15 protein-coding genes and 1 pseudogene are annotated in these 13,958 nt (G+C 46.6%); all 16 read right to left on the bottom strand.

What is annotated here, in order from left to right:
* Positions 1-134: 134 nt before the first annotated feature.
* Positions 135-437, bottom strand: a complete 303-nt coding sequence (locus ACGHCK_RS01995) for a hypothetical protein (RefSeq protein WP_271327936.1) — start codon at positions 435-437, stop codon at positions 135-137.
* Between the two features lie 76 nt (positions 438-513).
* Entirely contained in the window at positions 514-1,494 is a 981-nt protein-coding gene (locus tag ACGHCK_RS01990; protein WP_271327937.1) for a DUF3991 domain-containing protein, read from the bottom strand.
* A 121-nt stretch (positions 1,495-1,615) separates the two neighbouring features.
* A complete protein-coding gene (locus tag ACGHCK_RS01985) occupies positions 1,616-1,945 on the bottom strand; it encodes a DUF6664 family protein (RefSeq protein ID WP_271327938.1) in 330 nt (109 codons plus the stop codon).
* A 77-nt stretch (positions 1,946-2,022) separates the two neighbouring features.
* Positions 2,023-2,961: a helicase gene (locus tag ACGHCK_RS01980; protein ID WP_271327939.1), complete on the bottom strand. Its 939-nt coding sequence runs from the start codon at positions 2,959-2,961 to the stop codon at positions 2,023-2,025.
* Between the two features lies 1 nt (position 2,962).
* Positions 2,963-4,819: a recombinase family protein gene (locus ACGHCK_RS01975; RefSeq protein ID WP_001820670.1), complete on the bottom strand. Its 1,857-nt coding sequence runs from the start codon at positions 4,817-4,819 to the stop codon at positions 2,963-2,965.
* Positions 4,820-4,873: 54 nt separating this feature from the next.
* Positions 4,874-5,137, bottom strand: a complete 264-nt coding sequence (locus ACGHCK_RS01970) for a hypothetical protein (protein WP_000253176.1) — start codon at positions 5,135-5,137, stop codon at positions 4,874-4,876.
* Positions 5,137-5,367, bottom strand: coding sequence for a YdbC family protein (locus ACGHCK_RS01965; RefSeq protein WP_001206986.1), 231 nt, complete (start codon positions 5,365-5,367; stop codon positions 5,137-5,139). Before ACGHCK_RS01965 ends, ACGHCK_RS01970 begins: the two co-directional genes overlap by 1 nt.
* A gap of 45 nt (positions 5,368-5,412) precedes the next feature.
* Positions 5,413-6,267 carry a ParB/RepB/Spo0J family partition protein gene (locus ACGHCK_RS01960; RefSeq protein WP_000743700.1) on the bottom strand — a complete coding sequence of 285 codons (855 nt, stop codon included), beginning with the start codon at positions 6,265-6,267 and terminating at the stop codon, positions 5,413-5,415.
* 8 nt (positions 6,268-6,275) lie between these two features.
* Complete coding sequence (gene mobV, locus ACGHCK_RS01955; protein WP_001820668.1) at positions 6,276-7,241, bottom strand: MobV family relaxase; 966 nt, start codon at positions 7,239-7,241, stop codon at positions 6,276-6,278.
* Positions 7,242-7,765: 524 nt separating this feature from the next.
* A complete protein-coding gene (locus ACGHCK_RS01950; RefSeq protein ID WP_001170964.1) occupies positions 7,766-8,791 on the bottom strand; it encodes an AAA family ATPase in 1,026 nt (341 codons plus the stop codon).
* Between the two features lie 154 nt (positions 8,792-8,945).
* Positions 8,946-9,420 (bottom strand): annotated as a pseudogene (locus ACGHCK_RS01945) (RNA polymerase sigma factor).
* An 83-nt stretch (positions 9,421-9,503) separates the two neighbouring features.
* Complete coding sequence (locus ACGHCK_RS01940) at positions 9,504-9,929, bottom strand: RNA polymerase sigma factor (protein WP_000323895.1); 426 nt, start codon at positions 9,927-9,929, stop codon at positions 9,504-9,506.
* A gap of 94 nt (positions 9,930-10,023) precedes the next feature.
* On the bottom strand, positions 10,024-10,536 hold the full coding sequence (locus ACGHCK_RS01935; protein WP_000241709.1) for a sigma-70 family RNA polymerase sigma factor: 513 nt from the start codon (positions 10,534-10,536) through the stop codon (positions 10,024-10,026).
* Between the two features lie 487 nt (positions 10,537-11,023).
* A complete protein-coding gene (locus ACGHCK_RS01930; RefSeq protein WP_004614788.1) occupies positions 11,024-11,194 on the bottom strand; it encodes a cysteine-rich KTR domain-containing protein in 171 nt (56 codons plus the stop codon).
* A gap of 54 nt (positions 11,195-11,248) precedes the next feature.
* Entirely contained in the window at positions 11,249-13,168 is a 1,920-nt protein-coding gene (tet(O), locus tag ACGHCK_RS01925; RefSeq protein ID WP_000691758.1) for a tetracycline resistance ribosomal protection protein Tet(O), read from the bottom strand.
* 366 nt (positions 13,169-13,534) lie between these two features.
* Positions 13,535-13,909 (bottom strand): TnpV protein, encoded by a 375-nt coding sequence (locus tag ACGHCK_RS01920; protein ID WP_001129922.1) that lies wholly within the window; start codon positions 13,907-13,909, stop codon positions 13,535-13,537.
* Between the last annotated feature and the right edge of the window lie 49 nt (positions 13,910-13,958).

Below are 13,958 nucleotides of genomic sequence, written 5' to 3'. Positions count from 1 at the left end.
TTAAAGCTCCTTTCTTCTGACCGCTTTCTTGGCGGCATCCTTTTATGGGGGTATTAGGGGGCATCCCCTAACAAGCGAATTTGGGCGTCCATCGGAAGATGGATAACCAAATTCAGTGCTTGGTAAGACATTGCTCAGTCCTCGTCCTCCAGACGGCATTCTCCGCACATCGGGCAGAAGTACGGACATTCCGAACAATCCTCGTGCTTCAGACACTCGTCCTCACCCTCATCGGACGGGTCAATTTCCTTTTCTCCGTCCTCGTCTGCTTCCATAATATCGGCTTCGCCGCAGACAAAATCCTCATCGGAAAAGTCGATAAGGTCGGTGTCAAAGAGGATGATTCTGAGCTTCTCCGCCGCCTGTTCGGGGCTGTCGGCATAGACGGAAATGGTCTTTTCATAGTGTCCTGTGAGCGTTACATCATACTGTTTCAATGGGTAAAATCCTCGCTTTCATTCTTAAATTTGGTGTGGTCTTAATGGTCTTTCCTGCTAAAAATCTGCTGCACAATCAACGGGCATCCCTCCTTTCACGGTGGGGATTTTGCTTGGCAAGCCCCAGATAGGACATTAAAAAATCGTTGACATCCTTGCCGACTGGCGGCGGGGTGTCAACGATTTGATAGTCTTTCTGCAATAATTCTTTAAGGGCGGCGGTGCATAATCTGCCCGTCCTGTCGTTATCCAAGTGCAGGATAACGGTCTTAACCTGTGGGTTTTCTTGCAGGTAAGTGGATAGGGCAATGGGGATTTTGCTCTCTGAAAGTTCCTTTTTCGGCTGATACACGCCCGACAAAGAGAGCAGGTTTTCTTTCCTGTAATCCTTTCCCTCGCATTTGAGGTAGGTGGCATAGGACAGCAAATCAATGGCTGCTTCAAATAGATGCACCGTGTCCGTCGGCTCTCTTGCCAGAAGTCGGAACGAATACCGCTTGTCGCTGCCCGATGCGTCGCCCTTAAAGGAGCTGCCAAGCGTACTCCTAAGAGCCGCATACTTTGGCGTTCCGTTCTTGTCCTTGCCGACAAAAACAGCGTTGTGGTACTTCCTGCCCTCAAAGATGATGCCCTCTGCGATACAGTCCTGTATGAGCTGATAGTCAATGCCACGCCCGAAAAGGTACTCTGTCACACGGTCTGCGTTTGCGTTTTTCTCTGGCAAAAGCAGCACTTTCGGCTCGTCTTTCTTTACGACAGGGGGCGGCGGCTTCCAGTCGCCCATATCCCCCGTGAGGGTCTGCACGGCTTCCACGAAGCTGTATTCCCGTACTTTCATCAGATAATCAAGGGCGGAATAGCCGCCGAAGCCCCTTGACCACCAGTACCATTTGCCGTTGGAAATCTTCAAGCTGTCGTGTTCCCTCGTGCAGTAGACATTGCCCGCCACACGCTTTAGGTTGCTCGGCTCGTACCGTTGCAGGTAGGAGAGCAGGTCGATTTGCCGTGCCTGTTCAATCACGGCGGGGTCAAACTGCACATAGCGGTTGCTTCCCATTCAAATAAAATCACCTCCAGAAATGAATTTAGCCGAGGGGCTTTCGGTAAAGAAAACCTCTCGGCTATGTAAAAAACGGCATCAGCTTTCACGCCAACGCCGTCTTTCTTCGGTCAGTCCGTTATAAAATCCCTGCCTTTTTGAGATAACCCACGCTGTCATAGCAGCCACGGAAGTACACCGCCTGCATCTCCATGTCCGTGAGTTTATTCTTTAACTCCATTACCTCAATGAGAGCCGCACATTCTTTCTCGGTCAGCTCGCTTTCGGTTTCGCTGTCAAATACGGCTAAAACCTTGGGATATTCCTCATAAATGCCCTCAATCTTTTCTTGCAGGGCTTTGTATTCCTCGTCCTCTTTCGACAGTCTGGCAACGACAGAGCTTAGATATTCGTTGAAGATATTGCCGTGAACATCTACAAAAGTTTCAAATCTGAACGTATTAGACATTTTCCTCACCTCCGATTTTTCTTATCGTCACCTATTATACTGCCCAGATTTCAGCAATACAAATGTGCAAATGGGATTTAACGCTCCCAGCTCTGTGTTTTCTTTTCGGGCGGTTCGTTTTCCTGCTCTGGCTCGGTATCCATAACAGGGGTGTCTTTCTCGTCCAGATTCAGCTCAATATTGAGGGCGTTCAGCCTGTCGGTCTTTTCTTTCAGCTCATCTTCATAGGCAAACGGCTTCAATACCTCGGTCTTTGCATTGGCAAGCTGCTCCAAGGTTTCCGCCTTTCGGGTCTTGGCGGCTTCCAGTCTGGCAGGGATTTTCCCAATCTCGTTTTCAATACGGGTGAGATTTCCCAGAGCATCCGTGCCTAAATCAACCTTGTGCTTTGTCTTTCCGCAGAGATTAAGACAGTAATGGGTATTGAAGGTGTCGTAATAAACCTCCATCTTGAAACCTCGGTAGCTGCCGATTTCCACGGGATTTGACAGCGGGTTTTCCTTACAGACCGCAAGGAGCATTTCGCCCGCATCCGCTTTTTCCTTATAGGTCACGCCCTTTAAGGTCATGGGACAGAACTTATCCTCGCCCTGCGGCTTGTGCTGTTCGGCAAGGGCGGCGTCGCTTTCGTAGCCGGCAATGCGTTCCTCATACTCTTTAATGGTCTGCGGAAAGTATTTGAGTATCCTGTCCTCAAGGTCGTAATGCTCGGAAAGATAGCTCTGCTTCAAGACTTTCAGCTTCGCCACCTGCATATCCAAGTCCATTTTTTCCTTAAAACGCTCATCGCCTGTGGCAAGCATCTTGACCTCCGCAAAGGAAAGAGCCACCTCGTCCACATCCTCGGCGGAACGCACGGGGCTTTTGCTCGTCATTATCTGGGAGATAAATTTCTGCTTGCTTTCTACCAACTGATAGAGGTAAGCATCAAAGGTCTGCTCGGTCACATAGCGGTAAACCTCCACTTCGGGAAACAGATTGCCCTGCCTTTCAATCCTCCCTTGACGCTGTTCCAAATCAGTCGGTCATTTTTTGCGGACAGTTCATACATGCTATCCTTTTCTGTTCTCTGCTCCTGCGTTTGCTCTCGTTTGATTTCTCCCTCCGTATCTTCTTGGCACAAGCAGGACAATACCTTGATGCACCAGAGCCCGGGACATATTCAACGCCGCACACCGTACAATTTTTAGCGGGCATTGCTGCCCACCGTTTTGTAGGTATGATATGTAATTCATCGACAAAGCCGATGAATTTATAGTAAATCTTGATTTCCTGCTTCACTGTTCCGTCTGCCATCTTCTCACGCTCCGAAACAAGTATCTTGTCTATGAGTGCGTTTATAACTGTTGCATCCAGTTCTTTTAAGCCTTGATAATTTCGGATAAGGGCGAGGAAGTCACGGATTCCCCGTGATTTCTCGTAGCTTTCATTAAGAGTTTCCGTCACCTCTTTCAGCCTTGCTTCAATTTCAAGCTGCTCTTTCTGGTATTTCCCCGACATCATCTCAAAATTCCGCTCGGTAATACGCTCCATGACCTTATCCTCGTAGAGAGAGGAAAACAGCCTGTCCAGTTCCGCAAGGCGTTTGTTCAGCTTCTTACGTTCTTTCTCTAATGCTTTCGCCCTGCTCTGGTCTGTTTCCGTGAGCCGCTTTTCTATGGCCCTGACCGCCTTTTCATCATTCACTGCCATATCCGCAAAACAGTTGATGTCGGCAAGAACGGCATTGAATAAATCCCTTGCTTCTATATTGTGGGCACTACACTCGCTTCTTCCGTTTCTTGCATAATTATTACATGAATACTGTACACAGTCGATAATCTCTGGGCGTTTCCTCCTGTGTACGTTCATTGCCCGCAGAGCACATCCGCAGTCCACACACTTGATAACGCCTGCAAAAATATTTACAAATCCTCCCTTGTTCTGTGGAAGCCTACGACTTGTAATAAGCTGTTGGACAATATCAAATTCCTCCTGCGTGACTATTCCCTCATGGGTATTGGGTATCACTTCCCATTCTTCGGGCAGCTTAGAGGGGCGTTTCTTGCTTTTCATATTGGCGGCAATCCGTTTGTAGCCTACAAGATTTCCCGCATATATCGGGCTTCTTAAAATGCTCCTCACGCTGTTCCCACTCCAAATATAGCGTTTGTCCTCGTTCCCCTCAAAATGACGTTCAAAGCCTGTTTCGCCACGCTCCGCCGCATAAGCGGCAGGGCGTAGGATATGCTGTTTATTAAGATGTCTGCAAATTTTGGCAACTCCATTCCCTTTTAATGCAAGGTCGAATATCTCTTTTACAACATGTGCCACTTTATCATCTATCAGCAGATGGTTGTGGTCGGCAGGGTCTTTGATATAGCCATAAGGGGCGGTAGTTCCCATGAATTTCCCCTGTTGAAACCTCGCCCGATATGCCGATTTTATCTTAACAGATATGTCAGCGGCATACATTTCGTTTAAAATGTTGCGGAAAGGCGTGATGTCCATAGCAGATTTATTCAAGGTATCTACGCCGTCATTGACCGCTATATACCTCACGTTATGCTCTGGGAAGAAAACTTCCAGATATAACCCACAATCAAGATAGTTTCTCCCCAGACGGGATAAATCTTTCGTAATCACGCAGTTTATCAGACCGCTTTCAATGTCTTTTATCATATTCTGGAAACTTGGTCTTTGGAAATTTGTACCAGAATAACCATCGTCCACATACGTTTTTGCTATGTGCCATCCCTGCTTTTTCACATAATCCGTGAGGATGGATTTCTGTGTCGCAATGCTCGCACTCTCGTTATCCGTACCATCGTCTTTAGATAAGCGGCAATAAATGCCGACTAAATAGATTTTCTTTTCTTCTTTGATTCCTGCCATACTGTAAAACCTCCGTATCTGTCCTATCTGTTTTCATGTCCCATTGCGTACATTCTAAGCGGACAGCCCCTCATTGTCGAAGGTGTCGCCCTCGGCAATCTTCTTCCGAATATCCTCGGAGATAATCGGGACAAACGCTTCTGTAACGGTCTGTGTGCCGACATATTCACGGCTGATTATCATCTGCACTGGTGCTTTTGGCACGATACGCTTTCTCTTTTTATCTGCTTTCTTATCCTCGCCCATACTTAAATCTTCCTTTCCAGACAGGGCAGGGAAGAGTTTGGAAATGTCCCCGCCCTGCCAATCAGATACCATTAATCCTCGCTGTTTAATTCTTTCTGTAATGCTTTAAGGAGTGCCGCCGCTTCATCAGCGTTCAGCGTGATTCCCTTGCCGCACTTTTCACGGTTCGGGGAAAAGCTGCGGATGTCATACTTCGGCTCTTTCCCATTCCATGAAATGAGATTGATTTCCTTTGTGTAGCCACTGTCGCCCGTAGACAATACTGCGATTTCCTTTACGATTTCATACTGGATTTCTCTCATTCTCCATACCTCAACTCTCTGTATTTACTTCCCGAAAAAAGAAGATTAGCGGCTGTCACGGTTGCGTTTCCTCTGCAACTCACGCTCCAAAAGTTTGATGATGGTTTCCTCCATCTGCTTCGGCGTTGTGTTCTTCGGAAAGTATTTTTTCAGCTTGCTTGTGTTGATTTTCAAGGTTTCTTTCTGGTTGCCCTTTTCCTCCGTCATAATCGCAAATATCGTATCCATGTCAAGCCGCCCGCTCTGGCTTAACTGTTTCATCCGCTGTGCCTGTGAGAGTGAGGGCGTTGCTTCTTCGCTCTCCATCGTGGCAAAGAGGTTTTCCTGCTCGTCTTTCTTCAAGAAGGACAGTTCCACCGCAGGCGTGAGGGCGATTTTCCCCTCGTCCACCATCTGCAAAATCGGCGGTATCAGTTCCGTCAGGCGGATAAAACGCTGCACGGTCATCCTGCCCACGCCGAAGCCCTGTGCCACCTTGTCGTCCGTCCGCAACTTCGTCACAACTTGTGACGAGGTTAAGTCTGTGCGGAAACCCTGCCGCTTCATGGCTTCGGATTTCATCTTGTAAGCAAACGCCCGCTCCGATGGCAGGATATTCTCACGCTGCAAATTGCTGTCTACAAGGGTGATGATGGCTCGGTCACGGTCTAAGGGCAGGACAAACGCAGGCACGGTATTTATCCCTGCAAGTTCAGAAGCACGGACACGCCGCTGTCCTGCAATCACTTCATAACCGTCCCCGTCCTCTTTCGGGCGTGTGATTATCGGCGTGACAATGCCAAATTCCTTGATGCTTTCCGCTAACTCTGACAGTGTTTCATCTTCTGCCACATGAAACGGATTGTCGGGGAACGGGTACAAGTCTTTGGTCTTTAACACCTTAAAATCCTGTTTCTTCATTCACATATCTACCTTTCTTTCGCTCTGCTTCTATGATTTTTCTGCAATTCTTCCAACACTTCGGGCGGTATTTTTGACAGCAGCCGCCCCATCTGCTCGTTGGTTCTCTGCAATTCAAATATCTTCTGATTCGCTTTCTGCACCTTTAGTTCCTGCTCGTACTTTTCATCACGCATACGCCCCGCATAGTCTGATTCCTGCCCAATTCTCTCTTTCAAACTGTCGATATACGCCTGCTGTTTCCCGATTTCCTTAGAGAATTTCTCCACGTCTGGCAGCCATGCAGAGAGTAAATCTAACGCTTTATCCCTTTTCTTCCCTGCGTTAAAGGCGTTGATGTCGGATAGGGCAGACACGATTTCTTCATACTGTTTATCAAGCCTGCCGCCTAATTTATAGAGCCATGTGGGGACGTGTTTCCGCTTGGTTTCCATTGAGGACTGCCCCCGTTCAAGCTGATTCCACCGTGAGGACATCCGCTCATGGTAGGCGGTCTGCCACTCGGATAATGATTTCTGGTTGCCTAAGATAGCTTTCGCTGACAGCTTATTGTCTGGCGTAATCGGCACAAAGCAGAGGTGCATATGGGGCGTTCTCTCGTCCATATGGACGACAGCGGAGAGGATATTCTGCTTTCCAACACGCTCCGAAATGAAGTCAAGAGCCGTCTGGAAATACGCTTTTTGTTCTTCGGGCGGTAACTGGTTCATAAATTCTGGTGAAGCTGTGATGAGCGTTTCCACCATCATCACGCTGTCTTTCCTTGTCCTGCACCCCGCTTCGGCTACCATGCGGTTAATCTCTTTCTTGTAGGTGTACTTTGGTGGTGCTATGAGATGGTAATTGTTTTTAGAGCGTTCCATATCTATATCTGGGTTGCTTTTGTAGGCTTCTTTCTTCCGCTCGTTGTGGCGTTCACAAGCCGCAACGCCGCCCGCTTTTCGTTTCTGGAAACGCAGGATTGCATAAGGCATAGGCGGATTCCTCCTTTCTTTCGGCGGGTGACCGTCCTTTGGGGTGACAGCGGTGACGGTGGTGACAGCAGTTTTGGGATACCCCCTGCCGACTGCCGCAACTGTCACCCTCACCCCCTGCATGACGGTCATGTCGATGATGACGGTGTTTTTGGGATACCCCCCTCGCAAGAGCCGTCACCGTCATGCCGCCATTCTTTTATCCGAAGCCGTAAGGCGTAGGATAGCAGGGCACAGCCCTGCCTTAAGGGAGTCCAGAGGGAACGTCTGGCACACGACTTTGCAGGGCAAAGTGTAGTGTGTTACACCCTGTAAACGCAGTCGGAAAAATCGGAATGATTTTTCTGACCGCAGGGGTGGTTTTACACGACCGAAAAGGGCGAGTAAATCTCACGCCTGCATTTTGCGTTTACGGGGTGTTCTCCCGTAGGGATGACAGCGGCAGGGTATCCTAAAATCACTGTCACCACCGTCACTGCTGTCACCCGCAGGGCAGAGCCGCCAGCTTTACATGGCTTTAAGCGTCAATGACAGTAACAGGGGGGTATCCTAATATCGCTGTCACCACCATCACCGCTGTCACCCGCCCTCCTTGCAAGGGCAATCCGCCTGCCGTCTTTCCTGCGGCTGTACTGGTAGCAGATACGGTTCTCGCTTAAAAATGTGGTGCGGTATTCATTCAGCCATTTCGTAATCACCGTGGGTATGGTTTCCGTTTCCCCCATAGCGGCTAACAGTTCCGTTGCCGTGCCTATCCATTCTTCCTTATCCCTCATAAAATCCACCAACCGAAAAAGGACATCTGGTATCGTTTCTTTCGCAAGCTGCTCCTGCGTTTTCCGCTCCACAAGCTCCCAACGGCAATCACGGAAACGCAGCGTGTATTCCTGATAAGGCGTGTCCCTGCCCGTCACATACAGCTTGGCGGTGTCAGACGCACGTTTCTCCTTTTCCAGAACAAAGGTAGCGTCCGCACTCCCCGTTAATCCTGTCGTCCCAGACACCTTGTTGAACACGTCGCTGTCATTCTGCTTTCGGATGTGGTGTACGACAATGACCGCCAGAGAGTGCCTGTCGGCAAAGTCTTTGATGAGGGAGATGTCCCCATAGTCGCTTGCATAGGCATTGTCTTTTGAAGCTGTACGGACTTTCTGCAAGGTATCAATGACAATGAGCCTGCTGTCTGGGTAATCTTTCAGATAATCTTCAAGCTGCACGATAAGACCGTCTGACAGCTTGCAGCTTGCCACGGCAAAGTGGAGCCGCCCGCTTGCTTCGTCCGTCAAACGAAATAACCTGTCCTGTATGCGGCAGAACGTGTCCTCAAGGCAGAGGTAAAGCACATCGCCCTCCATTGTCGGCATATCCCATAAAGGGATTCCCTGCGACACGCATAAGCATAGCTTCAGCATGAGCCAGCTTTTGCCTATCTTCTGTGAGCCGCAGAACAGCGATAAGCCTGTCGGGATAAGGCTGTCCACCACAAAGGATGGTTTCTCAAGCGGTTCATAAAGGAGCGTTTCGGCGTTGACTGTCTGTAACTTCTGCATGGCTTTCCTCCTTTCGGGCGGTGTCTTTGTTTTCGTTGCACATAGGCGTTGACCTCCTTAAAAATAGATTTACTCCCACGGAAAAAAGTGAGAGTATGTAATGCCGCCAATCCCACACAAATAAAAAACAGATTTCTTTTTCGGGCGGTGTCGGTCACGGTTGGAGATATTTCTTCAATTTCCGCCTTTACTTTCTCCTTTGCAATCGCAACAGATTTCTGTATTGCCGAAGCGGTGCAATGCTCCATAGCGGCGATTTGGTAAAAATTGAACTCATACTCGTAGTAGAGCAGGAAACGCCGCCTTTGTATCTCTGGAAGGCTCCCAACCGCCTTATAGAGCGTTTCATTCCGTTCTTCCTCAACCATGCGTTCATCAAGGCTCTTAGGCACACGCAACGCCCGTCTGTAAAGGGTTTCGTCCCATACCTCGTTAAACTCCCTGTGCCGCTCGTCCCATTAGAAAAGATTCCTGTTCCTGCGCTCCATCTGCCGAAACTCCATAAAGAACTGTTCCGACACTTCCAACTCGTGGGATTTGCCCTGCCCGTCCTTAAAGCTGATAAAATACCTTGTGCCGCTTTCCGTGGATTCCTCCCGAAGCGTGTATGCCTTAACCCTGTATGCCATCCTGTTGTCCTCCTGCAAAAAATGAGTGAGGGGATTTCCATCCCTCACCCAGTAGCCCGCAGGATGGCAGGCTGTTTTAGAAGCTATAAAATTTTCCGCAGCTTCTTCCGCAGATGGTCTAACCTCGCATAGATGGCACCAGTCGTCAAATGCACAAGCGGGGCAATCTCCTTTGTGGAATACCCCTGCATTTTCAGCAGGACGATTTTCAAGGTACGCCCGTCCACCGTGACTAATACTTGATAGAGATTTTCGCTCTCAATCTCTTCCAGTAACTCCGCAACCGTACCCACTTCCGCCTGCCGCTCCCTGCCTGCCATGTCCTCAAGATATTCCGCAACGTCATTCGTCCATCGGTAAAACCGCCTGTTGGAATTGAAGTCTGCCCTGTCCGCCATGCGTATCTGCTCAATGGTCGCTTCATCAACGCCGCACTCACGCAGCAGCTTTTCCTCCGCTTCTTTCCAGATACGCCATTTCCTGTCCTCCCGTCCGTGGTTGTATGCCATTCTTACTTCCTCCAATCAGAATTGATTGAGAGGGCAGAGAAAAGCCCCCTCATCTTCCCAAAGGAAAAAACAAGGGGGCTGAACGCCTTAAATTTTAATTTTCTATTATCTTTCTTAGTTTTATTAGGATTCTGGCTTTGCGTTTGTTTACAACGCTCTGGGTTATGCCCAACCTCGCCCCGACTTCACGCTCGGAAAGTCCGTCAAAAAAGATTGCCTGTATCAGCTCCTGTTCACTATCCGACAGCAAAGGCAGGGCGGCTTTCAGCCTGTCCACCATGACCGCATTGACAACGGTTTCTGCAATGTCCACCGCTTCATCAGTGATAAAGTCCAGAGGATTCCCCTCGCTGTCCGTAAATCCGTCGAGAGATAGCAGTCTATTCTTTGTATCTAATTTTTGCAGATAACGCCACCGTTCCTTGTCACGGTAGAAGTCTGTGTATTGCTCCCTCACGACTTCAAGCAGACAGCCTTGAATGGGGATAAACAGCTTGTCCATATAGGTCTGGTCGGATTCCCTGCAACGGCAGAACTCCGTGTAGGATAATTCCACATAGCCGCCACTTTCTCTGATATATACCTTTCTTGGTGCATATTTCACCATAAATACCTCCCATCTGAATTTTTGAAATGTAAAAAATCCAGATGGAGAGGCGGAGAACGACACCGCATATCAGAAACAGCCCTACGGCACTTTCCAACAAAAATCGACAAAAGAAAAACCGCAAAGGCTCTGTGACCTTTACGGTTATAGGAAATAGTAATTCTATTGTATGGAGATTGTACTTCTACTTTCAAGGTGAGAAGTACCGTTGCACTGGCAGAAATTTTTTTAACTGGTTTCCTGCCGTTCTCTGATATGCTATGTATTGATAAATTTTGCTTCGTATGAGCAGATAGATAACTGCCCGAAAAAAGGACATAAAAAAATCCCTCCAAATTTAAAAACAAATTCAGAGGGTAATTTAGGGTATAACAAAATAACCCACCCGAATATCGTTTTTTTTATTTGGTGAGTTTGTTCTTTCAAATACGAAACAAAAAGAGCCGATGATTCGTGAATTGTTCCACAATTTCATCGGCTCTGCGTCTTAAGCGTCTGGCTCTTTGATGACAGTTATCTTCAAGTTGTCAACTTTAATCAATCTTTCTTGTCTGCATTTTGGACAATAAAGGGGATAATTCTCCAAAACAGTGTCCTTCCTAATTTTATTACGGGTTTTGCTCCCACAAACAGGACACAATATCCATTCGCATTTCATCATAATTAGTCTCTAATCCTTTCAAATCTCATTTTATATGACTTTTGCAAGCTGTTAAGCTAACTTGTGGAACATATGCCGAACCTTATCTATACGGCTATTCGGGCGGCGGGGTTGGCAAATAAATTTACCAATAGCTGGCTGGTATCCTTTTAACTCTGTCAAGCAGACTCCCTGCCCATTTGTGAAATAAGTTAAATCGTTCCTGTATTCTTGAATACATCTAGCAGGGATTTCTCCTTTCAGAATGACCTCGTCATTCTTTATCTGAGTACTTACAATATCTGCACAATACCTTGGAGCATCATGATACGCCCGTGAGAGATATTCCTGCGGTGCATAAATTTCAAAGTGGAGATATGGCTCTAATAGTTCTGTCCCTGCTTTTTTTAAAGCCTGCTCCAATACGATAGGGGAAAGCAGCCGAAAGTCTGCGGGGGTACTTACAGGACTATAATACAATCCATATTCAAAACAGATTTTACAGTCTGTCACTTTCCATCCATACAGCCCCTGCTCGCAGCCATAAAGAACCCCCTCCATAACCGCATTTTGGAACGATTGATTTAAATATCCAAGTGAAACTCTGCTTTCATACTGCACTCCGCTTCCAATAGGGAGCGGCTCTATGGACAACCCGACAGAAGCCCAGAAAGGATTTGGCGGGACTTCTATGTGGATGGTATATTCTGCTTTTCTAAGCGGTCTTTCCATATATATAACAGTAGGCTCTTTTATTTCTGCCTCCACATGATATTTTTCCTCAAGGATGGCACAAATGACTTCCATCTGCACATTCCCCAAAAAAGAAAGTATAATCTCATGCGTTGTAGTATCCACATAATATTTTAAAAGAGGGTCGCCATCTGAAATTTCTGTAAGTGCCCCAAGCAATATTTCCCGCTGTTCAGATTTCTTTACTGCAATCGTTGTTTGGAGCATAGGGAGAGGATTTTCAATAAATTTTCTCTGCGGCAACAGTATTTCGTTCCCCAAAATACTGTTTAGCTGCAAAACATCATTTGGTAAAATTACAATATCACCAGAGCAGGCTGTATCGGATGAATATAATTCACCGTTTGTCGGAACACACATCTCTGTGATTTTTATTTTCTCTTTTTCAGATATTCTAATAACATCCCTCAAATGCAATGTTCCGCTATATATACGCACATAAACAAAACGCCGCCTTTTCTCTGAATATTCAATCTTAAAAACCTGCCCGCATAGTTCAGATTGACCTTCAGGCGTTGATGAATAAAATTTACTGGCAATTACTTCTATAAGCTGCCGAATCCCCAGATTGTTTTTAGCGCTTCCGTGATAAACGGGAAATAACGTTCCGTTTTGGAATCTCCTGTTTTCTTCCTGTTCCAGTTCTGACATTTTAAACGGTTTCCCTGACATATATTTCTCTAATAGTTCATCGTTTCCCATAATTACCGCATCCCACTGTTCCATATCGTCATTGTCCGTTACATTTATATGGGGATGCTGCCCAACCTTTTGCTTCACTATAATTTCCGAAGAAAGCTTTGCTTTCATTTCCCGATATACCATTGGCAAATCAATCCCCTCTTGGTCAATTTTATTGATGAAAAAAATTGTCGGAATCTTCATTATCTGTAGTGCATGAAACAGTATACGGGTCTGTGCCTGTATGCCATCCTTTGCAGAAACTAATAATACTGCTCCGTCTAATACGGATAAAGAACGGTATACTTCCGCCAAAAAATCCATATGGCCTGGCGTATCTATAATGTTGACTTTTACATCCTCCCACTGAAAAGATGTCACTGCTGTCTGGATAGTGATTCCCCTTTGACGCTCCAAATTCATTGTATCTGTCCTTGTTGTGCCTTCATCTACGCTCCCTAGTTCTGCAATTGCACCACTGGTATACAATAAACTTTCCGTTAATGTTGTCTTTCCTGCGTCAACGTGAGCCAGAATGCCTAAGTTAATTATTTTCATGTGATTTTCCTCCTATCAACACCCAAAAAAGGGCATAAAAATACCCAGTGATAAATACTCCTATCACTGGGTAAATAACTCCAATAGCCCCAAAACACTTATATGTTTTCGGGCATATAAAATTACATGATAAAAGTATTCTTAAACTGGGTACAAAAAACTAAGCCCCATATTAAAAGTGAAACGGGACTGCTACTTTTTGTTCCCACTATCAAATTGACAGTTTATTTAAGAATACCTTGCCGCATATTTATTAACTCCTTGTATAATACTGAATCTAATTATATTCCTTAACCCTTTATTTGTCAAGCTGACAAACTAAAGCAGAAAAAGCGGCAGGATTTCCCCCTGCCACTAATCATCTGTTTATGCAAAAATAATTTCCTTTTCCACAATCTCCCTCGCACAAGCCCTTATGTTATTGAGGCATCCTGTCCATTCTAAGGCGTTTTCTGCCTTTAGCTGTTCCGTTATGCCCTGTGCCTGTTTCATACCCTCTATGAGCCTTTCAAAGCGTTCCTGTGCCTGTCTGTTGATGTCGGCAAGGTAGGCGTTTAGCCTGCCGCTTGTAAGAAGATTGGTGTATGTAACTTTACGGTACTGTTTTAGATAATCTAAATGCCGTTGCCCCCAGATGCCTATTGCCTGTTCTTCTTCGGCGGGTACAGTTAAGCACGGTATCAAATAATCCCCTTGCCTTTCGTATTTGCCGCCCAGTTCCTCAAATAATGATTTTGCCATTGTCTGTTACCTCCACATTCTTTTTTATTTTGAATGTCCGCAAAATCCG

This window comes from Lactococcus muris (assembly GCF_042849115.1).
Taxonomy (GTDB): domain Bacteria; phylum Bacillota; class Bacilli; order Lactobacillales; family Streptococcaceae; genus Lactococcus; species Lactococcus muris.
Note: the sequence above shows the minus strand (reverse complement) of the source record. Positions and strands in the feature narration are given on the sequence as shown.

Bases quoted from the DNA above. Each gene is read 5' to 3' on its own strand.
- mobV (WP_001820668.1), bottom strand. From the start codon at position 7,241: ATGCCTTATGCAATCCTGCGTTTCCAGAAACGAAAAGCGGGCGGCGTT.
- ACGHCK_RS01985 (WP_271327938.1), bottom strand. From the start codon at position 1,945: ATGTCTAATACGTTCAGATTTGAAACTTTTGTAGATGTTCACGGCAAT.
- ACGHCK_RS01930 (WP_004614788.1), bottom strand. From the start codon at position 11,194: ATGAAATGCGAATGGATATTGTGTCCTGTTTGTGGGAGCAAAACCCGT.
- ACGHCK_RS01935 (WP_000241709.1), bottom strand. From the start codon at position 10,536: ATGGTGAAATATGCACCAAGAAAGGTATATATCAGAGAAAGTGGCGGC.
- ACGHCK_RS01965 (WP_001206986.1), bottom strand. From the start codon at position 5,367: ATGAGAGAAATCCAGTATGAAATCGTAAAGGAAATCGCAGTATTGTCT.
- ACGHCK_RS01970 (WP_000253176.1), bottom strand. From the start codon at position 5,137: ATGGTATCTGATTGGCAGGGCGGGGACATTTCCAAACTCTTCCCTGCC.
- ACGHCK_RS01950 (WP_001170964.1), bottom strand. From the start codon at position 8,791: ATGCAGAAGTTACAGACAGTCAACGCCGAAACGCTCCTTTATGAACCG.
- ACGHCK_RS01960 (WP_000743700.1), bottom strand. From the start codon at position 6,267: ATGAAGAAACAGGATTTTAAGGTGTTAAAGACCAAAGACTTGTACCCG.
- ACGHCK_RS01940 (WP_000323895.1), bottom strand. From the start codon at position 9,929: ATGGCATACAACCACGGACGGGAGGACAGGAAATGGCGTATCTGGAAA.
- ACGHCK_RS01990 (WP_271327937.1), bottom strand. From the start codon at position 1,494: ATGGGAAGCAACCGCTATGTGCAGTTTGACCCCGCCGTGATTGAACAG.
- ACGHCK_RS01975 (WP_001820670.1), bottom strand. From the start codon at position 4,819: ATGGCAGGAATCAAAGAAGAAAAGAAAATCTATTTAGTCGGCATTTAT.
- ACGHCK_RS01920 (WP_001129922.1), bottom strand. From the start codon at position 13,909: ATGGCAAAATCATTATTTGAGGAACTGGGCGGCAAATACGAAAGGCAA.